This is a genomic window from Methylobacterium sp. 285MFTsu5.1, from assembly GCF_000383455.1.
Classification (GTDB): Bacteria; Pseudomonadota; Alphaproteobacteria; order Rhizobiales; family Beijerinckiaceae; genus Methylobacterium.
Map to the genome: position 1 here is coordinate 199,162 of NZ_KB911270.1, position 17,681 is coordinate 216,842.

Here is a 17,681-nt window from a genome sequence, read left to right on the forward strand (position 1 = left end):
CCTCCTCCGCCCTGTCTCCGCCAGCGTCAACCCTGATCGCGGCGCTATCCGCGCCTCACGCAGGTCTGCCGGCCCGCAGATGCGCGAGGTGCCGGATCGCCAGCGCGTAGCCGTGCGTGCCGAATCCCGCCAGCACGGCCGTGGCCGCGAGCGAGAGGTAGGAATGGTGGCGGAACGCCTCGCGGCGGTGGACATTCGAGATGTGGCACTCGATCACCGGCACCTCGCAGGTGTTCAGCGCGTCGAGGATGGCGACCGAGGTGTGGGTGTAGGCGCCCGCATTGATGACGATGCCGGTCGAGCCGACGCGGTACTCGTGGATCGCGTCGATCAGCACATGTTCGGCGTTGCTCTGGCGGAAATCGACCGCGAGGCCGAGGCCGGCGGCCGTCTCGCGGCACAGGGCCTCGACGTCGGCCAGCGTCTCGCGGCCGTAGATCTCCGGCTGGCGCTTGCCGAGCAGGTTCAGGTTCGGCCCGTTCAGGACCAGGACGGTGTCGTTCATCGTGTGCCTCGCGGGTCGAGAGGTGCGGCAAGCGCCCGCAAGACTCAAGTCCGGGCTGTCATCCGGCCGGAGATGTCCCGCACACGGAGCTGCCGCCCGCGCCGGGCGGTTCAGATCCGGATCCCGCGGCGCTATCCCGGTCGCGGAAGCCCGATGCGGCAGGGAGGACAGGCGAATGGCAGGATCCCGGAGCGACGCGCCCGTGGTGATCGCGGTGGCGATCACCGGCTCGGTGCCGCGCAAGACCGACAACCCGGCCGTTCCGGTCACCGTGCCCGAGCAGATCGAGTCGACGCAGCAGGCCTTCGAGGCCGGCGCCACGCTCTGCCACATCCACGTGCGCAACGACGACGAGTCGCCCTCCTCCGATCCGGACAGGTTCGCCGCCGTGCAGGAGGGGCTGCGCCGGCACTGCCCGGGGATGATCGTGCAGTTCTCGACGGGCGGGCGCGGGCGCGACCCGGCCGCCCGCGGCCTCTCGCTCAAGCACCGGCCCGACATGGCCTCCCTGTCCACCGGCTCGGTGAACTTCCCGACGATCGTCTACGAGAATTCCGCGAGCCTCGTGACCGACCTCGCCGGCCAGATGAAGCAGTACGGCGTCCGGCCCGAGATCGAGATCTTCGACCTCTCGCACCTGCACGGCGCCAAGCGGCTGGTGGAGGCGGGCCTGATCGACGCGCGCCCGCACGTGCAGTTCGTCATGGGCGTCCAGAACGCGATGCCGGCCGAGGAGCACCTCCTCGACATCCTGCTCGCCGAGACCCGGCGGATCCTGCCGGAGGCGACCTGGACGGCGGCCGGGATCGGGCGCAACCAGGCGATCGTGATGGACTGGGCACTCGCCCGCGGGGCGGACGCGGTCCGCACCGGCCTGGAGGACAACATCCGGGTGACGAAGGACCGCTTGGCGGCGAGCAACGCCGAGCTCGTCGGCCTCGCCGCCGAGGCTGTGGCCTGCCACGGCCGCCGCGTCGCCACGCCCGCGGAGGCCCGCGCCGCCCTGGGCCTGGGTTGAGCGGGCGCAGATGTTGCCGCGGTCGCGCGGTGGAGACGGCACCGGATCCATGCGCCTCACGACACGCACGCCGTCCCGACCGCGATCCCTGATCGTCGGCTGCGCCGCCGCGGCCTGCGCGTTCCTGGTCGTGTCCTCGGAGGCTCCCGGTCAGGCCGGACCGGGATCGGCGGAGGCGCTCGTGAACGGGATCCAGACCATTCGGCGCGGCGACACCGTCACGAAGGTCGACCGGACCGGCAAGGGTGCGGTGCTGTGCATGCGCGGCATCCTGCAGGCGATGCGCGCCGTCGGACAGGCGTGCCACGCCGGCGCCGACCCGGACTTCCAGCAGGAATTGCGCGCCGCGCTCGCGCGCATCGATCGCTTCATCGCCGACAACGCCCCGGACGGGGCCGGCCCGCCGCGCGACGGGACGACGGAACCGGAGCAGCGGCCCGGCGCGGTCTGCGGCCGCGACGCGGAGGCCCTGTACGAGGCCCTGCGGACCGGCGGCGCCGCGGGCCTGCGCGCCCAGGTCGACGACCTGCTCTCGACCCCGCGCGAGCCGGTCATGAATCCGTGTCTGTGAGCCGGCCAGCGACGTCGCGGTTTCGGGACGTCGCCCGCGCGGCGGCGATCCCGACCCACCTTCTCACGGCCGACCCGGCGTGCTAACGATCCGCCCGCGCGGGTGTAGCTCAATGGTAGAGCAGCAGCCTTCCAAGCTGAATACCCGGGTTCGATTCCCGGTACCCGCTCCAAGCCCGCCGCGCGCCGCGCCTTCGGGCTCATCCGTCAGATCCCGTCAGGCGACGCCCGTGAAGAAGGTGGCGTAGCCGTCGTCGTTCACCCGGGCGAGATAGGCCCGGTACGGACCGTAGCCCGGCTCCTCCGGCCCGATCCGCCCGTATCCGTGCGCGCCCGCCTGCTCGGGCAACAGCGCCAGGGGCGCCGCGGCCGGGGTCAGCTGCGTGCCGCGCCCGGCGTGGAGCGTCGTCAGGACCCCGTACATCTCGCCCTGGATGTTGGGGCGGCACAGCACCGCGAGGCGGTGCTGTCCGTGCCAGTTGGTCACGAGGTAGATCATGCCCGACTGGCTCGGCACGGCGACGCTGCCGGACTGCGCGAAGGGCGCGTCGAGCCGCTCGGCCTCGCGGAACACGAGGCGGGCCGCGTCCGCGTCCCAGGCGATCTCGGTGCGGTAGGCGAAGATCGCGTCCGCCGACCCGAACGAGGGCCGCAGGGTGAGGTAGCGCCCCTCGATCCAGGCGACGCTCTCCCGCGAGTAGGAGCCGAGCTCGTCGGGCGCGTGACGGGCCGCCTCCGGGGCCGGGCGCGCCGTCTCCTGGCGCAGGGACTGGCCCAAGGCTTCCTCCAGCCGGATCGTCGTCGCCAGGGTGAAGGGCCTGCGGCCGGCGAGCGCCTTCTCCAGGGTCGAGATGCTGATCCGGGCCTCCTCGGCCAGCGTCTGCCGCGAGATGCGCCGGCGGGCCAGCGCCTCGCGCACGGTCTGGGCAATGGCGCGGCTCTGCGCCTCGGACAGTTCAATCTCGCTCACAGGCACGGCTCGCACGGGCTTGACCCGCACAGATCCGCACGAAACCGCACATTCGCGCAAGCGCGGCCAAGCTGACCGTCCACGCCGAGCCGTCAGGAACGCTCCGGCTCCGGGGCCAGCTCGGTCTCGACGATAAGCCTGAGCGGACCGGCCTGCAGCGCCTCCAGGGGCCAGCAGGTGACGAGGTCGAGATGCCGCCCCGGGGCCTCCGGGTCGATGCCCGAGGCGTCCCAGCGGGCCACCCGCGTGCCGGTGACGCGGAAGCGCAGAATCCGGCCGTCGCGGCCGGTCACCGTGACGGGATCGCCGGGCCCGAGCTGTCCCAGCACCGCGAACTGCGTGTCGCGGTGGGCGGCGATGACCGCGGTGCCGGGCGCGCCGGCCTCCGGGGTGCCGTCCAGGTGGCCGGGGCCGAAGGCCAGGGCCTGGCCGCTCCCGCCCCGCAGCACCACGAAGCTGCGGCCCGCGACGGTGAGCCGGGCGACCGGCTCGGTGTCGGCCCAGGGCCAGGGCCGGGCGGGCCGACCCTCGGCCAGGGTGCGGGCGAAGGCGCGCTCCAGCAGCAGCTGGGCCAGGACGGCCTTGGCGGGGATCCAGGCGGCCTGCGCCGCGAGCCCGAGCCCCGCGAGGGTGAGGAGGGCCGCGAGGGCCCTCCCCAGTCCGGTCACCGTGCGCCGGCTCATCGCGCGTCCCCGGTCCGCCGGCCGCCGATCGTCAGGCCGGTGCCGAGCAGGAGACCCAGCAGGGCGAGGAGCAGGCCCAGGCCGAGCTGCGCCACGATGCCGGCCCCGGTCCGCGGCAGGTCGACCGCCGCGCCCTCGGCCCGGATCGGCACGATCCGCGCTGCCCCGTCGTCGGCGGGCGTGGCGCCCGGCCGGTCCGTGCCGAACACCTTGGCGAAGTCCCAGCCCGCCGGCAGGTTCAGCGGCAGGTCGGCGGCGACGAGGGGCGTGCCGGGCGCGCGGCGCGGCGTGGCGTCGACGGCCACGAGGCTGGTCAGCCGCGTCGTCAGGCCGTGCTCCAGGGCCAGCGCCAGGATCGCGGCGTCGGCCGCGTCCGCGCCGAGGCGCCCCGTGATGCGCGCCGTCTCGGTCTCGCCGATCCGGGAGCGCGCCCAGACCTTGGAGATGCCGGCGCCCGCACCCGCCTCGGCGAGGGGGAGCGTCCGGGTCCATGTCCGGCCGCCCACCCGGCCCGTGACGGTCACGGTCCCGCGGGCCGTTTCCTCGGCCGCTCCCGGCAGAAGCGCGGCGAAGACCAGCGGCTCGCCGCGATACAGGTCGGGCAGCGCGCCCGGCGTGACCTCGACGCCCGAGACCGAGAAGGTCGCGGTCAGGTCGGTGACGGCGGGGGATTCCAGCTTCTCGTAGAGCGCGCGGGTCCGCTCGCCGACCTGCGCGAGGTCGCGGATCTCGGTGAAGCTGCCGCGTCCGATCTCGGCGGCGTGGCGCATCAGGTGGCCGTTGGGCGCCGAGCCGATGCCGACCATGAACAGGCGCGTGCGCCCGAGATTGGCGTGGATCGCCGCGAAGATCCGCTCCTCGTCGCCGACGGCGCCGTCGGTGAGGAACACGACCTGCCGGACGCGCCCGTCCTCGGGGTGCGGGTCGGCGAGGGCCGCCTTGAGCGGCGCCAGCATCTCGGTGCCGCCGCGGGCTTCCAGAGCGGCGACGAAGGCCTGGGCCTGCGCCAGGGCCTCCGGCGTCGCCGGGACGGGCGCGGGATGAAGCGCGTCCCAGGTGTCGTCGAAGCGGATGACGTTGAAGCGGTCCGACGGGGTCAGGCGGGCGAGACCGGCGAGCAGCCCGGCCTTGGCCTGCCGCATCGAGGCGCCCGACATCGAGCCGGAATTGTCGATGACGAAGGTGACGTCGCGCGCCGGCCGGGCGGCCGTGTCGGTCTCGATCGCCGGCGGGCTCACGGCGGCCAGCAGGTAGGTCCGGCCCGCCACGGTCTCGCGGAACAGGCCGAGGCCGGGCACCCGGCTCGGGACCGGCGCCCAGGTCAGCTCGAGGTCGCGGTCGGCCGGGACGACGCCGTCGGCGAGCGTGACGGTCCGCGCCTCCGGGCCGGTCTCGGTCACGCGGATCGCGTGGGTCGCGCTGCGGACGTCACCGACGGGGAAGCCCGCCTTCAGCCGCACGGTGACGGCGACCGGGTTGGTCGGCGACGACAGGGCCGGGTCGAGCACCGGCGGGCTGATCCGGGCGCGATCCGGAACCGGGTCGCGGGCCGCTCCGGCCACGCCGTCGAGGGAGACCGCGTCCACCGGGGCGGGGGCGGGATTGTAGCGGGGCGCGACCACCAGGGGCAGGCGCAGCGTCCGCGTCTCGCCCGAGACGGGGATCGTCTGCTGATAGGTGATCTGGACCACCACCGTCTCGCCGGGGCCGATATTGGCGACCGCGTTGGTGAAGACGTTGGGCCGCTCCTGCGCGGTCAGCGCCGCCGACTGCCCGGCCGCCTTCGCGGCCTCGTAGGCGCGCTTGGCCGCCGCCCGCTCGCGGATGTCGGCGACGATCACGCGGGAGCCGACGACGAGCTTCATCCCGTCGACGGCCGCGTCCTCCGGCAGGGGGTACAGGTAGGTGCCCTCGACCCAGTCCGCCGTGACGTTGCGGAAGGCCTGGGTGACGGTGGCCCGGGCGGTCGGGCCGCTGACGTCGACGCTGATGTCGGTCGCCAGTTGGACGGCCTCGACCGGCGCGGTGCCGGCCGGCCCGCGCAGGGTGAGGCCACCCCGGTCTCGGCCCGGCGCCGCGTGGGCCGAGGCGAGCATGATGAGCAGCGCCAGCAGCGCGAGGAAGAGCGGTGACAGCGCGGCGTTGCGGGGGGGCTCGACCGCGGATCGTGGAGCGAAGAACGGCATCGGGGAAACCTCCTGCACCGGCGGATCGATGCCGGCTCGCCGCTGAAGCTCCCGCGCCAGCCCCTCGGTCGCCACGAGAAGCTTCGCCCTTTTCCAGGCTCAGACCGCACCGGCCGGCCGTGCCCGGGCGGATCTGTGCGGAGCCGGTGCGGAGCTGTGCGTTCCGCGGCGCTTCCCGGCGAATCCGCTCTCGGCTTGACATATGCGCAATCTGCGTCTTAGTTATGCTCAACTTGAGCAGAAAAGACCGATGACCGAGTCCGAGTTCCTGGCAGGCTACGATCCTGCGGCCTACGAGCGGCCCGCCCTGGCGGTCGATCTCGTCCTGCTGGGGATCCGGGCGGGCCGGCTCGCCGCCCTCCTGCTGCGGCGGAGCCAGCAGCCGCAGGCGGGCCTCTGGGCCCTGCCGGGCGGGTTCGTGGGCATCGCCGAGACCCTCGACGCCGCCGCGGAGCGCGTCCTGCGCGACAAGGCCGGCATCGGGCGGGCGCGGCTCGAGCAGCTCTACACCTTCGGCGCCGTTGATCGGGATCCGCGGATGCGGATCGTCTCGGTGGCCTACCTCGCGCTGCTGCCGGAGGCGGCCTTCGTCGAGGCCCTGGCGGGCGGTGCCGGGCTCGCGGCGGCGGTGCTGGTCGTGCCCTGGGCGGGCGAGTCCGGCGGCCCGGTCTCGGCCGAGGCGGAGGACGGCGCGCCCCTCGCCCTCGCCTTCGACCACGCCGACATCCTCGCGCTCGCCGTGAAGCGGCTGCGCGGCAAGCTCGACTACACGGATGTCGGCTTCGCGCTGCTCCCGGAGCACTTCACCCTCCGGCAGCTTCAGGACGTGCACGCGGCGATCCGCGGCGTGCCCCTCAACAAATCCGCCTTCCGGCGCCGCATGCGCGACCGGGGCTGGATCGCGCCGACAGGCGCCCGCGAGGCCGGGACGGCGTTCCGCCCCGCCGAACTCTTCCGCTTCGACAGGTCAGGCCAGTTCTAAGCCTTTGTTTCAACGCGCTCTCTTGAGCCGAACCGGTATCCACTTCGGCGGAGAGCGCTTCGAGGAGCCCATCATGGCCACGGTCCGCAACATCGGTGTCATCGCCCAGCTTCGGAGCGAGGCGAGCAGCCACATCATCCGCTTCCGCAACGGTCGTGTCCGGCAGAGCGGGCGGGGTCTGGTCTTCTGGTTCCGGCCCGAGACCGCCAGCATCAGCGAGGTGCCGGTGGACGACCGCGAGATGACGCTCTTCGTCCGCGGCCGCAGCCGGGACTTCCAGACCGTCGTGGTCCAGGGGACGATCGGCTGGCACGTCGTCGATCCGGAGCTGCTGGCGAGCCGGGTCGACTTCTCGATCGACCTCCGCACCGGGCGCCTGCAGGGTGAGCCGATCGAGCGGATCGAGGCGCGCCTCGGCGGCATCGCGAGCCAGGCGGCGCTCCAGTATCTCGGGGCGAGCCCGATCGGCGCCCTGCTCGACGCCGGGCCGGAGCCGCTGCGCGCCGTGCTGGAACGGGTGCTGTCCGACGCGTCGGCGCTGGCCGAGATCGGCGTGGCGGCGGTGTCTGTGCGGCTCACCAACCTCGCGCCGACGAGCGAGCTGGAGCGCGCCCTCCAGACCCCGACCTTCGAGGCCCTGCAGCAGAAGGCCGACGAGGCGACCTTCGCGCGGCGCGCCCTGGCGGTCGAGAAGGAGCGCGCCATCGCGGAGAACGAGCTCGCCACGAAGACCGAGCTGGCCCGGCGCGAGACCGTGCTGATCGCGCAGGAGGCCGAGAACGCCCGCGACCGCGCCGCCGGCGTCGCGGAGGCGCGGGGCCTGGAGGCGGCCGCGGAGGCCGAGCGGATCCGCCTCGTCGAGGGCGCCCGGGCCGACGCGGAGCAGCGCCGCGCCGCCGTCTACCGGGACATGCCGCCCGCCGTCCTGCTCGGGCTGGCGGCCCGGGAACTCGCCGGCAAGCTGGAGACGATCGAGCACGTCAACGTCACGCCCGACCTGCTGGCGGCCGTCCTCGGCGAGTTCCGGGGCGCGCTGTCCCCGCGGCTCGCGCCGCGCTGAGGAGGTCTGCCGTGCCGGCCGTCACCCCCCGCGTGGTCTTCGTCATCCGCGACACGGATTACGAGCTGCTCATCGCCCGGCACGCGACTCGCGGCCAGGTCCGGTTCTTCCTGGAGAGCCGAGGCCAGACGCTCGCCGAGGTCGAGGCGCGCCACGCGCAATTCCAGGCCGTGCTCGCCGAGGCCCGGTCCGCCGTGCCGCTGGACTGGCGGCAGGCCCTGGTGCGGCGCCCCGACCTCGACCGCTTCCTCTTCGCCCCCGAGGACGTCGTCGTGGCGGTGGGGCAGGACGGGCTCGTGGCCAACGTCGCCAAGTACCTCGACGGGCAGCCGGTGGTCGGCGTCAACCCGGCGCCCGACCTCTACGACGGCGTGCTGGCCCGGGCGCGGGTCGAGGCCCTGCGCGCGCTCCTGCCCGCCAGCGCGGCCGGCGCCGTGCCCCTTCAGCGGCGCACCATGGTGCAGGCGACCTTCGACGGTGGCGAGCGGCTGCTCGCCCTGAACGAGATCTTCGTCGGCCACCGCAGCCACCAATCGGCGCGCTACCGCATCGACGACGGGGCGCGGGCGGAGGACCACTCGTCGAGCGGGCTGATCGTGGCCTCGGGCACCGGCCTGACCGGCTGGGCGCGCTCGATCAGCGAGGCGACGCACCTCACCGTGGAGGTGGGCATCGAGGAGGCGGCCTTCGGCTACTGGGTGCGCGAGCCGTTCCCGAGCGTCGCCACCGGCACCGACCTCCGCGGCGGCAAGTTCGCCGGATCGCCCCTCACCGTGGTGTCGCGGATGAACGAGGGCGGCGTGGTGTTCTCGGACGGGATCGAGCAGGATTTCGTCGCCTTCGACTGGGGGCGGCGGGTGAGCCTCGCGCCGTCCGACCGCACCTTCAACCTCGTGGCCGCGTAGCGCGGCGCCGACCGGGCGCCCGACGACCGCCTGTGCGCGAGGCTCGGGATGCTGCCCGAGGGCCCGCTCCGCGCGTTCTTCGCCCGCGCGGGACCGGCATTGACCGAAGAGCCCGGCTGAACACGCCGGCGGCAGACAGCCGCTTTCGCGGGCGTCGAACCGGTCGATGCGACACCTCCGTCATCACGAGCGGAGCGAAGTGACCCAGGGCAGCGCCATGTCGGGAGGCGTGGCGCGGCTGGATTGCTTCGCTCCGCTCGCAATGACGGCGGTGCCGTTCCTCGACAGCGCCGACGGGCGAGGTGCGCCGCCAACACCGCAGATTCCCGCGTCTGGCACGCTTCTTGGTTCGTATTCACCAGCGCAGCGTCGCCCCGGCGGCGGCTAGAGGTTGGCGTGCCGTCGATGTGGTGAGGTGCCGGGCGACCGGATCTCCGCGACTGCCTTGAGCCTGTCCCGAGCTCCGATCCCTCCGTTTCAGCACCGGCACGCGCCGTCCGGCGGATCGCGCGATCCGCCCTCTGAGGAGAGTCGATATGTGCGACCGTCACGGCGATTATCGCGTCCCGGATCTCACGCGGTTCAAGCCCAGTCGCAGGCGCTTCCTCGGCGGGACCGCCGCCGCGCTGACCCTGGCGGTGGGCCCGGGCCTGACCGGCCCGGCCGCGGCGGCCACCGGCATCCGCGCGACCCACGGCACCGGCTTCTGCAACCTCAACTTCTTCCTGGCCGAGGCGATGCAGCTCGCCAAGGATGACGGGCTGACGATCGACTTCGTCAACACGCCGACCTTCTCGGATCAAGTCACCTTCCTCGGCATGGGCCAGGTCGATGCCGGCGTGATGCCCTACACGAGCTTCATGGCCCTCTACGACGCGGGCGCCCCGGTGAAGATCGTGGCCGGCGGCGGCATCGAGGGCTGCGTGCTCGTGGCCCAGCCCGGCCTCGACAGCCCGGAGAAGCTCAAGGGCAAGACGCTCGGGACCTTCCAGCTCGATACGCTGGAAGTGCTGCCCTACGACTGGCTGAAGAAGAACGGCGTCGCCTTCAAGGACATCACGGTCCGCTACATGGGCTCGACCCCGGAGGCCGTGGAGGCGTTCCGCGCCGGGGCGCTGGACATCATCTCGACGATCGAGCCCTACGGCACGGCCCTGCTCACCGACGTGAAGGGCGCGGTGAAGCTCTCCGACGGGACCGACATCTACGGCAAGGGCTACACCGACTGCGTGCTGGCGGTCCGCAACGAGCTGATCGCCAAGAACCCGGCCGCCGTGAAGGCCCTGATCAAGGGCATGATGAAGGCCCAGGCGCTGGCGGAGGGCGACCCCCAGGTCGCCCTGAACAAGCTCGTCGGCTCCTACTACAAGACCTCGATGAGCAACGCCCAGCTCGCCATGGGCCGGCAGCCCTCGGTGGTCGACGCCCGCAACCAGACGCAGTTCATCCTCGACCGGACCGATTCCGTCGCCGAGATGGGCTACATCAAGAAGAAGCCCGGCCGCGACGCGATCGACTGGACCCTGCTGGAACAGGTCATCGCCGAGAACCCGGACCTCTACGGCAAGCTCAAGCTGAAGTCGGCCTGAGCGGATGGCCACCTTCCTCGCCCGCGCCGCCGCCGTCCCGCAGGACCGGCCGCGCCTCCCGCTCGGTCAGCGCCTCGCGCTGCCCGAAGGGCTCGTCCCCCTGCTCCGCCGGATCGGCTGGATGCTGGTCTCGGTCGGCTGCTTCGCCGGCCTATGGGAGCTGCTCTGGGCGCTCGGCATCGCCGACGCCAAGCTCCTGCCGCCGCCGCACATCTTCCTCGGCAACCTCGCCGAGCAGGCGCGCTTCTTCAACACCGCGCAGCGCTGGCAGATCGGCACCGGGATGAATACCGGCCCCAGCCCCGCCATGGCGGTGCTGATCACCGTGCTCGCCTCGACCGGCCGGGTGCTGGCGGGCCTCGCCCTGGCGGCCTCCCTGTCGATCCTGGTCGGGGTGGCGATCCGCTACTTCAAGCTGTTCGAGCGGCTGACCCTGCCGACCATCACACTCCTGGCGCCGGTCTCGCCGATCGCGTGGCTGCCGGTGGCGATCTTCATGTTCGGGATCGGCAACGCCCCGGCGATCTTCATGGTGTTCATCGCCCTGTTCTTCACGATGGTGCTCTCGACCATCCAGCAGATCGACGGGGTCAACCGCAACTACATCAACGTCGCCCGGACCATGGGGGCGTCCAAGCGCCAGATCTACGCGCGGGTGATCGTCCCGGCGATCCTGCCGGGGCTGCTCGCGGTGCTGCGCCTCAACCTGTTCGGCGCCTGGATGGTGGTGCTCGTCGCCGAGGCGACCGGCGTGGGCTACGGGCTCGGCCAGGTGATCATGCTGGCGCGCAACACCTTCAACCCGTCGCTCGTCTTCTTCACCATCACGCTGATCGGCCTGCTCGGCTTCGCCTTCGACCTGCTGTTCCGGCTGGTCCAGCGGCGGCTGCTGTACTGGCTGCCGCGCGACGCGGGGGCCTCCCTTGGCCTCTGATCCCGCATCCCATGACGCCGTCTCGTGCCGCGGCGTCGCCAAGGTCTGGGCGGCCGGCACCGCCCGCGCCCACGAGGCCCTGCGCGACATCGACCTCACCGTGCGGCCCGGCGAGTTCGTGGTGTTCCTCGGCCCCTCGGGCTGCGGGAAGAGCACGCTGCTCTACCTGATCGCCGGGCTCGAACCCGCCTCCGGGGGCGAACTCCTGGCCTTCGGCGAACCGGTCACCGGTCCGTCGCCGGAGCGCAGTCTGATCTTCCAGGAGACCTCGCTGCTGCCCTGGCTCAGCGTCTGGCAGAACGTCAGCTTCGGCCTGTCGCTGAAGGGCGTGCCGGAGGCCGAGCGGCGGAGCGTCGCCCGGGCCGCGCTCCAGCGCGTCGGCCTCGCCGAGGCCTTCGACAAGCGGCCGGACGAGCTGTCCGGCGGCATGCGCCAGCGCGTGGCGGTGGCGCGGGCGCTGGCCATGCGCCCGAAGGTACTGCTGATGGACGAGCCCTTCGCGGCGCTCGACGTCCAGACCCGCCAGAAGATGCAGGACTTCCTGCTCGACGTCTGGCGCGACAGCGGCGCCTCGGTGCTGTTCGTGACCCACCACATCGACGAGGCGGTGGCGCTCGCCGACCGGGTGGTGGTGTTCACCGCCCGCCCCGGGCGGATCAAGACGATCGTCCGCAACGACCTCGCCCGCCCGCGCGACCCGTTCTCGCCCGAGGCGGAGGCCTTGCGGCGGCACCTCACCGAGCTCCTGCGCGACGAGGTCGACCGGGCCTTCGCCGAGCAGGAAGCGCTCGTCTGACCCCCTCCCCCAACACGGACACGACCATGGCCACATCGCTGATCCGCAGCCGGCGGATGATCACCCGCACCCTCGACCACGATCGCTGGGAGGAGATCGCCGACGGCGCGGTTCTTCAGAAGGACGGGGTCATCGCCGCGGTCGGCACCTACGCGGACCTGCACGCCCGCTACCCCGACGCACCCGTGATCGGGTCCGGCCGCGAGATCCTGCTGCCGGGCTTCGTCAACGGCCACCACCATGTCGGCCTGACGCCAGTGCAGCTCGGCTCCCCCGACATGCCCCTGGAGCTGTGGTTCGTCACCCGCATGGTGGCACGCAACCTGAACCTCTACCTCGACACCCTGTACTCGGCCTTCGAGATGGTCGGCTCCGGGATCACCACGGTCCAGCACATCCACGGCTGGATGCCCGGCAGCCTGGAGGAGGTCGAGGCGCGCTCCAACGAGGTGCTGCGCGCCTATCGCGACATCGGCATGCGGGTCTCGTACTGCTTCGCGGTCCGCGATCAGAACCGCCTCGTCTACCAGGCCGACATGGACTTCGTGGCGAGCCTGCCAGCGCCGCTGCAGGACCCGATGAAGCGCTGGTTCGAGCGCTTCCAGATGTCCCTGGAGGACAATTTCTCGCTGTTCCGCAGCCTGCATAGCGGCCAGGCCGGAGCCGCGCGGGCCAAGATCCAGCTCGCACCCGCCAACCTGCACTGGTGCTCGGACGCGGCCCTCGAGGGGCTGGCCGGCCTGTCCGAATCCTACGACGTGCCGATGCACATGCACCTCGTCGAGACCGCCTACCAGAAGGCCTACGCGGAGAAGCGCGGCGGCGGGACCGCGGTCGAGTACCTCGACCGGTTCGGCATGCTGGGACCCCGCCTGACGCTCGGCCACGGCGTCTGGCTCAACGAGTCCGACATCGACCGGGTCGCCGCGACCGGCACCTGCATCTGCCACAACTGTTCCTCGAACTTCCGGCTGCGCTCCGGCGTGGCGGCGCTCAACCGCTTCGAGGCCAAGGGCATCAACACGGCGATCGGCCTCGACGAGGCCGGCATCAACGACGACCGCGACATGCTGCAGGAGATGCGCCTCGTGCTGCGCGCCCACCGAGTGCCCGGCATGGACGAGGCCGACGTGCCGAGCATGGCCCAGGTGCTGCGCATGGCCACCGTCGGCGGCGCCCGCACCACCCCCTACGGCGACAGCCTCGGCACGATCGAGGTCGGCAAGGGCGCCGACATGGTCCTGATCGACTGGGACCAGATCGCCTACCCGTATCTCGACCCGGAGACGCCGCTCCTCGACGCGGTGATCCAGCGAGCCAAGACCGGCGGCGTCACCGCAGTTCTGTGCGAGGGCGAGGTGCTCTACGCGGACGGCCGCTTCACCCGGGTCGACCGCGACGCCGCCCTGAAGGCGCTCCACGACGACCTGTCGCGGGCGCTCTCGGACGACGAGGTCGAGCGGCGCCAGCTGTCGAAGGCGCTGCTCCCCCACGCGCGGCGCTTCTACGCCGACTACATCGACCCGTCGCGGCACGAGCCGTTCTACCGCCCGAGCTCGCGCGTCTGACGGCGCGAGCCCGGGCCGGGCTTCAGCGGACCAGGCAGGGCTTCTTGTTGTCGAAGGTCCAGCCGGGGATCAGGAACTGCATGGCGGCCGCGTCGTCGCGGGCGCCGAGGCCGTGATCGCGGTAGAGGGCGTGGGCCTCCTCCACCGCCGACATGTCGAGCTCGATGCCGAGGCCCGGCCGCTCCGGCACCCGCACGAGGCCGCCGCGGATCGCCAGCGGCTCCTTGGTCAGGCGCTCGCCGTCCTGCCAGATCCAGTGCGTGTCGATCGCCGTGACGTTGCCGGGCGCCGCCGCGGCCACGTGGGTGAACATGGCGAGCGACACGTCGAAGTGGTTGTTCGAGTGCGAGCCCCAGGTCAGGCCGTGGTCGCGGCACAGCTGGGCCACCCGGACCGAGCCGGCGAGCGTCCAGAAATGCGGGTCGGCCAGCGGGATGTCGACGGCGCCGAGCTGGATCGCGTGGTTCATCTGCCGCCAGTCGGTGGCGATCATGTTGGTGGCGGTGGGCAGGCCGGTGGCGCGACGGAACTCGGCCATGATCTCGCGGCCCGAGAAGCCGCCCTCGGCGCCGCAGGGGTCCTCAGCGTAGGCGAGGACGTGGCCCTGGCCCTTGCAGAGGCGGATCGCCTCCGCGAGGGACCACGCGCCGTTCGGGTCGAGCGTCACGCGGGCCTTGGGGAAGCGCTCGTGGATCGCGGTGACGGCGGCGATCTCGTCCTCGCCACGCAGGACGCCGCCCTTCAGCTTGAAGTCGCTGAAGCCGTACTGGTCGTAGGCGGCCTCGGCGAGCCGGGCGACGGCCTCCGGGGTCAGCGCCTCCTCGTCGCGCAGGCGGAACCAGCCGTCGCGGGCCGTCGGCGCCCGGTAGCCGAGATCCGTGCGGGTGCGGTCGCCGACGTAGAACAGGTAGCCCAGCATCTCGACGGCGTCGCGCTGCTGGCCCTCGCCCAGGAGCGCCGCGACCGGCACGTCGAGGTACTGGCCGAGCAGGTCGAGGAAGGCGGATTCGACGGCCGTGACCGCGTGGATGGTGATGCGCAGGTCGAAGGTCTGCAGGCCGCGCCCGCCGACGTCGCGGTCGGCGAAGCGCGTGCGCATGGCGTTGAGCACCGCGTTCCAGGCGCCGAGCGGCTGCCCGACGACGAGGTCCCGGGCATCCTCCAGGGTCTTGCGGATGCCCTCGCCGCCGGGGACCTCGCCGAGGCCGGTGGCGCCGGTGGAGTCGGTCAGGATCACGAGGTTGCGGGTGAAGTACGGGCCGTGCGCGCCCGAGAGGTTGAGCAGCATGCTGTCGTGGCCGGCCACCGGCACCACCGTCATGGCGGTCACGGTCGGCGTGTGGCGGGCGGCGTGGCGACTGTCATTCAGCATGGCGTCCTCCTCGGGGGCCCCCGGCCGGTCTGCGCCGGGCGCGAGGCGGGATCGATGCGGGGCCGGACCGGCCGGGGCCGGTCCGGCGTGCGGGTCAGTGGGCCTTGAGCTCGACGCGGCGGATCTCGCCGACCACCACGAGGTAGCAGAAGCAGGCGACCAGGGCGTTCAGGCCGACGAAGACCAGGGCGCCGTTGAACGAGCCCGTGCTCTGGACGATGTAGCCGATCGCGATCGGCGTGGTGATGCCGGCGGTGTTGCCGAAGGTGTTGAACAGGCCGCCCGAGAGGCCGCCGCTCTCCCGCGGGGAGGTATCGGCGACGACCGCCCAGCCGAGCGCGCCGATGCCCTTGCCGAAGAAGGCGAGCGCCATCAGGCCGACCACGAGGGCGTCCGCCTGGACGTAGTTGCAGCCGATGATGCTCATCGACAGCAGCATGCCGCCGACGATCGGGATCTTGCGGGCCGCCGTCAGCGAGAAGCCGCGGCGCAGGAGCAGGTCGGAGATCACGCCCCCGAGGATGCCGCCGATGAAGCCGCAGAGCGCCGGCAGCACCGCCGCGAAACCGGCCTGCAGGATCGACAGGCCGCGCTCCTTGACGAGGTAGACCGGGAACCACGTCAGGAAGAAGTAGGTCAGCACGGTGATGCAGTACTGGCCGATATAGATGCCGAGCAGCATCCGGTTGGCGAGCAGCTGGCGCAGCGTCCGGCCGGCATCGCCCTGCTTGCTCCGGCTCTGGCCGTCCATGTCGAGCAGGGCGCCGCCGGCCTCGATGTAGTCCCGCTCCGCCTGGTTCATCGACGGGTGGTTCTTCGGGCTGTCGACCACGCGCAGCCAGAGGACCGCGAAGGCGATGCCGAGCAGGCCCATGCTGGTGAAGACGTGGTGCCAGCCGAAGTTGTGGACGATCCACGCCATCAGCGGCGTGAACAGCACCGTGGCGAAGTACTGCGCCGAGTTGAAGAACGCCGAGGCCATGCCGCGCTCGCGGGTCGGGAACCACGCGGCGACGATCCGGGCGTTGGCGGGGAAGACCGGCGCCTCGGTGAGGCCGACGGCGAGCCGCAGGGCGAAGAGCAGCACCACGGCGGTCAGGCCGGTGAAGAAGCCGACGGCGCCCTGGACCAGCGTGAAGGCCGACCAGAGGGCGACGGCGGCGGCGTAGACCCACTTGACGCTGTAGCGGTCGAGGAGCCAGCCGCCCGGGATCTGGGCGAGGACGTAGGACCACGCGAAGGCCGAGAAGACGTAGCCCATCTGAACCGGCGAGAGGCCGAGTTCCTTGGCCATGTCGGGGCCGGCGATCGAGATGGTCGCGCGGTCGGCGTAGTTGATGGTGGTCGCGGCGAACAGCATCGCGACGATCAGCAGGCGGACGCGGGTGCGGCGACCCGCGTCGGCGGCGGCGAGCAGGGTGCTCGGCGCGCCGGTCGAACTGGCACTCATGGACGTTCTCCCAGGCTCGTCGCCGCCCGGTTGATCCGGGAGGCGGGTCGTGGCCGCCGTTGGCTCGGCGGGTCTGTCTTGGGTGTCGAGGCGGGGCTCAGCGGCGGTCGCCGATCAAGGCCGTCAGCTCGGCGCGCTCGGCCGCGTCGAGTTCGGTCAGCGGCGGCCGGACCGGGCCGGCGTGGCGGCCGACGGCGCTCATGCCCGCCTTGACGATCGAGACCGCGTAGCCGCGCTTGCGGTTGCGGATCGCGATGTAGGGGAGGACGAAGTCGCGCAGCTCCCGGTAGACCGCGTCGCGGTCCCGGCGGCGGACGCTGTCGTAGAAAGACAGCGCCCATTCGGGCAGGAAGTTGAAGATCGCCGAGGAGTAGGTGGTGACGCCCATCTCCAGGTACGGCAGCGCGAAGGTCTCGGCGGTGGGCAGGCCGCCCACATAGGTCAGGCGGTCGCCCAGAGCGGCGTAGACCCGGGTCATCAGCTCGACGTCGCCGACGCCGTCCTTGAAGCCGACGAGGTTCGGGCAGCGCTCGCACAGGCCGGCGAGCGTCTGCTCGTTGAGCTGGGCGTTGGCGCGGTTGTAGACGATGACGCCGAGCGAGGTCGCGCGGCAGACCGCCTCGATATGGGCGGCGAGACCGGCCTGCTCGGAGCCGACGAGGTAGGGCGGCAGCAGCAGGATCCCGTCCGCGCCGGCGGCCTCGGCGGCCCGGGCCATCTCGACCGCCAGGGCGGTACCCTGGCCGGCGGGGGCGATGACCGGGGTCCGGCCGCGGGTCTCCTCGACGGCGGCGCGCAGGACGCGGTCGATCTCGACGGGCGTCAGCGAGAAGAACTCGCCGGTGCCGCCGGCGGCGAACAGGCCCGAAACCCTGTAGTCGGCCAGCCGCCCGAGATTGTCCCGGTAGGCGGTCTCGTCGAAGCTGAGATCGCCGCGGAAATGCGTGACCGGGAAGGACAGCAGGCCGGAGCCCAGCACGCGCGCCATCTCGGCCGGGGTCATGCTCGCCATCGATTCTCTCCCTGGAACGCACCGTTCGGTGTCGCGTCCGGGGTTAGGCGCCGGCGTTAAATGCGTCCAACGTTGATTTTG

The 17,681-nt window shown here is 72.3% G+C and carries 16 protein-coding genes and 1 tRNA gene; 10 read left to right on the forward strand and 7 right to left on the reverse strand.

Annotated elements, in window-relative coordinates; all coding sequences use genetic code 11:
• Positions 1-55: 55 nt before the first annotated feature.
• The gene (gene aroQ, locus H288_RS0100995; RefSeq protein ID WP_020090729.1) at positions 56-505 is read right to left on the reverse strand and encodes a type II 3-dehydroquinate dehydratase; all 450 of its coding nucleotides are present in this window, start codon (positions 503-505) and stop codon (positions 56-58) included.
• Positions 506-680: 175 nt separating this feature from the next.
• On the opposite strand from aroQ, the gene H288_RS0101000 reads away from it, so the two are divergent.
• From H288_RS0101000 to H288_RS0101010, 3 genes are all read left to right on the forward strand, one after another.
• Positions 681-1,523, forward strand: coding sequence for a 3-keto-5-aminohexanoate cleavage protein (locus H288_RS0101000; protein ID WP_026604553.1), 843 nt, complete (start codon positions 681-683; stop codon positions 1,521-1,523).
• 49 nt (positions 1,524-1,572) lie between these two features.
• Positions 1,573-2,094: a hypothetical protein gene (locus H288_RS0101005; RefSeq protein WP_020090731.1), complete on the forward strand. Its 522-nt coding sequence runs from the start codon at positions 1,573-1,575 to the stop codon at positions 2,092-2,094.
• Positions 2,095-2,192: 98 nt separating this feature from the next.
• Positions 2,193-2,266 (forward strand) — tRNA-Gly (locus H288_RS0101010).
• A 44-nt stretch (positions 2,267-2,310) separates the two neighbouring features.
• Here H288_RS0101010 and H288_RS0101015 read toward each other — a convergent pair.
• The 3 genes from H288_RS0101015 to H288_RS0101025 form a co-directional block, all read right to left on the reverse strand.
• Positions 2,311-3,063: a helix-turn-helix transcriptional regulator gene (locus H288_RS0101015; protein ID WP_020090732.1), complete on the reverse strand. Its 753-nt coding sequence runs from the start codon at positions 3,061-3,063 to the stop codon at positions 2,311-2,313.
• Between the two features lie 92 nt (positions 3,064-3,155).
• Positions 3,156-3,746, reverse strand: a complete 591-nt coding sequence (locus tag H288_RS0101020) for a class GN sortase (RefSeq protein ID WP_020090733.1) — start codon at positions 3,744-3,746, stop codon at positions 3,156-3,158.
• Complete coding sequence (locus H288_RS0101025) at positions 3,743-5,932, reverse strand: marine proteobacterial sortase target protein (RefSeq protein WP_043712017.1); 2,190 nt, start codon at positions 5,930-5,932, stop codon at positions 3,743-3,745. The genes H288_RS0101020 and H288_RS0101025 overlap by 4 nt, the downstream gene beginning before the upstream one ends.
• A gap of 250 nt (positions 5,933-6,182) precedes the next feature.
• On the opposite strand from H288_RS0101025, the gene H288_RS0101030 reads away from it, so the two are divergent.
• The 7 genes from H288_RS0101030 (at position 6,183) to H288_RS0101060 (ending at position 13,766) form a co-directional block, all read left to right on the forward strand.
• The gene (locus H288_RS0101030) at positions 6,183-6,914 is read left to right on the forward strand and encodes an NUDIX domain-containing protein (protein ID WP_020090735.1); all 732 of its coding nucleotides are present in this window, start codon (positions 6,183-6,185) and stop codon (positions 6,912-6,914) included.
• 73 nt (positions 6,915-6,987) lie between these two features.
• Complete coding sequence (locus H288_RS0101035) at positions 6,988-7,974, forward strand: SPFH domain-containing protein (RefSeq protein ID WP_020090736.1); 987 nt, start codon at positions 6,988-6,990, stop codon at positions 7,972-7,974.
• An 11-nt stretch (positions 7,975-7,985) separates the two neighbouring features.
• Positions 7,986-8,879, forward strand: a complete 894-nt coding sequence (locus H288_RS0101040) for an NAD(+)/NADH kinase (RefSeq protein ID WP_020090737.1) — start codon at positions 7,986-7,988, stop codon at positions 8,877-8,879.
• A gap of 536 nt (positions 8,880-9,415) precedes the next feature.
• Entirely contained in the window at positions 9,416-10,468 is a 1,053-nt protein-coding gene (locus tag H288_RS0101045; protein WP_020090738.1) for an ABC transporter substrate-binding protein, read from the forward strand.
• 4 nt (positions 10,469-10,472) lie between these two features.
• Positions 10,473-11,402, forward strand: a complete 930-nt coding sequence (locus H288_RS0101050; RefSeq protein ID WP_020090739.1) for an ABC transporter permease — start codon at positions 10,473-10,475, stop codon at positions 11,400-11,402.
• A complete protein-coding gene (locus H288_RS0101055; RefSeq protein ID WP_020090740.1) occupies positions 11,392-12,198 on the forward strand; it encodes an ABC transporter ATP-binding protein in 807 nt (268 codons plus the stop codon). The genes H288_RS0101050 and H288_RS0101055 overlap by 11 nt, the downstream gene beginning before the upstream one ends.
• A 26-nt stretch (positions 12,199-12,224) precedes the next feature.
• On the forward strand, positions 12,225-13,766 hold the full coding sequence (locus H288_RS0101060) for an amidohydrolase family protein (protein ID WP_020090741.1): 1,542 nt from the start codon (positions 12,225-12,227) through the stop codon (positions 13,764-13,766).
• 22 nt (positions 13,767-13,788) lie between these two features.
• On the opposite strand, the gene gudD is transcribed toward H288_RS0101060, so the two are convergent.
• The 3 genes from gudD to kdgD form a co-directional block, all read right to left on the reverse strand.
• Entirely contained in the window at positions 13,789-15,138 is a 1,350-nt protein-coding gene (gene gudD, locus H288_RS0101065; protein ID WP_020090742.1) for a glucarate dehydratase, read from the reverse strand.
• 94 nt (positions 15,139-15,232) lie between these two features.
• Positions 15,233-16,588 (reverse strand): MFS transporter, encoded by a 1,356-nt coding sequence (locus tag H288_RS0101070; protein ID WP_020090743.1) that lies wholly within the window; start codon positions 16,586-16,588, stop codon positions 15,233-15,235.
• 97 nt (positions 16,589-16,685) lie between these two features.
• Entirely contained in the window at positions 16,686-17,600 is a 915-nt protein-coding gene (gene kdgD / locus H288_RS0101075; protein WP_020090744.1) for a 5-dehydro-4-deoxyglucarate dehydratase, read from the reverse strand.
• Positions 17,601-17,681 lie beyond the last annotated feature (81 nt).

Excerpts from the sequence above, each read along its gene's own strand:
- aroQ (WP_020090729.1), bottom strand. The coding sequence starts at position 505 with ATGAACGACACCGTCCTGGTCCTGAACGGGCCGAACCTGAACCTGCTC.
- H288_RS0101000 (WP_026604553.1), top strand. The coding sequence starts at position 681 with ATGGCAGGATCCCGGAGCGACGCGCCCGTGGTGATCGCGGTGGCGATC.
- H288_RS0101005 (WP_020090731.1), top strand. The coding sequence starts at position 1,573 with ATGCGCCTCACGACACGCACGCCGTCCCGACCGCGATCCCTGATCGTC.
- H288_RS0101020 (WP_020090733.1), bottom strand. The coding sequence starts at position 3,746 with ATGAGCCGGCGCACGGTGACCGGACTGGGGAGGGCCCTCGCGGCCCTC.
- H288_RS0101025 (WP_043712017.1), bottom strand. The coding sequence starts at position 5,932 with ATGCCGTTCTTCGCTCCACGATCCGCGGTCGAGCCCCCCCGCAACGCC.
- H288_RS0101030 (WP_020090735.1), top strand. The coding sequence starts at position 6,183 with ATGACCGAGTCCGAGTTCCTGGCAGGCTACGATCCTGCGGCCTACGAG.
- H288_RS0101035 (WP_020090736.1), top strand. The coding sequence starts at position 6,988 with ATGGCCACGGTCCGCAACATCGGTGTCATCGCCCAGCTTCGGAGCGAG.
- H288_RS0101045 (WP_020090738.1), top strand. The coding sequence starts at position 9,416 with ATGTGCGACCGTCACGGCGATTATCGCGTCCCGGATCTCACGCGGTTC.
- H288_RS0101050 (WP_020090739.1), top strand. The coding sequence starts at position 10,473 with ATGGCCACCTTCCTCGCCCGCGCCGCCGCCGTCCCGCAGGACCGGCCG.
- H288_RS0101060 (WP_020090741.1), top strand. The coding sequence starts at position 12,225 with ATGGCCACATCGCTGATCCGCAGCCGGCGGATGATCACCCGCACCCTC.
- gudD (WP_020090742.1), bottom strand. The coding sequence starts at position 15,138 with ATGCTGAATGACAGTCGCCACGCCGCCCGCCACACGCCGACCGTGACC.
- H288_RS0101070 (WP_020090743.1), bottom strand. The coding sequence starts at position 16,588 with ATGAGTGCCAGTTCGACCGGCGCGCCGAGCACCCTGCTCGCCGCCGCC.
- kdgD (WP_020090744.1), bottom strand. The coding sequence starts at position 17,600 with ATGGCGAGCATGACCCCGGCCGAGATGGCGCGCGTGCTGGGCTCCGGC.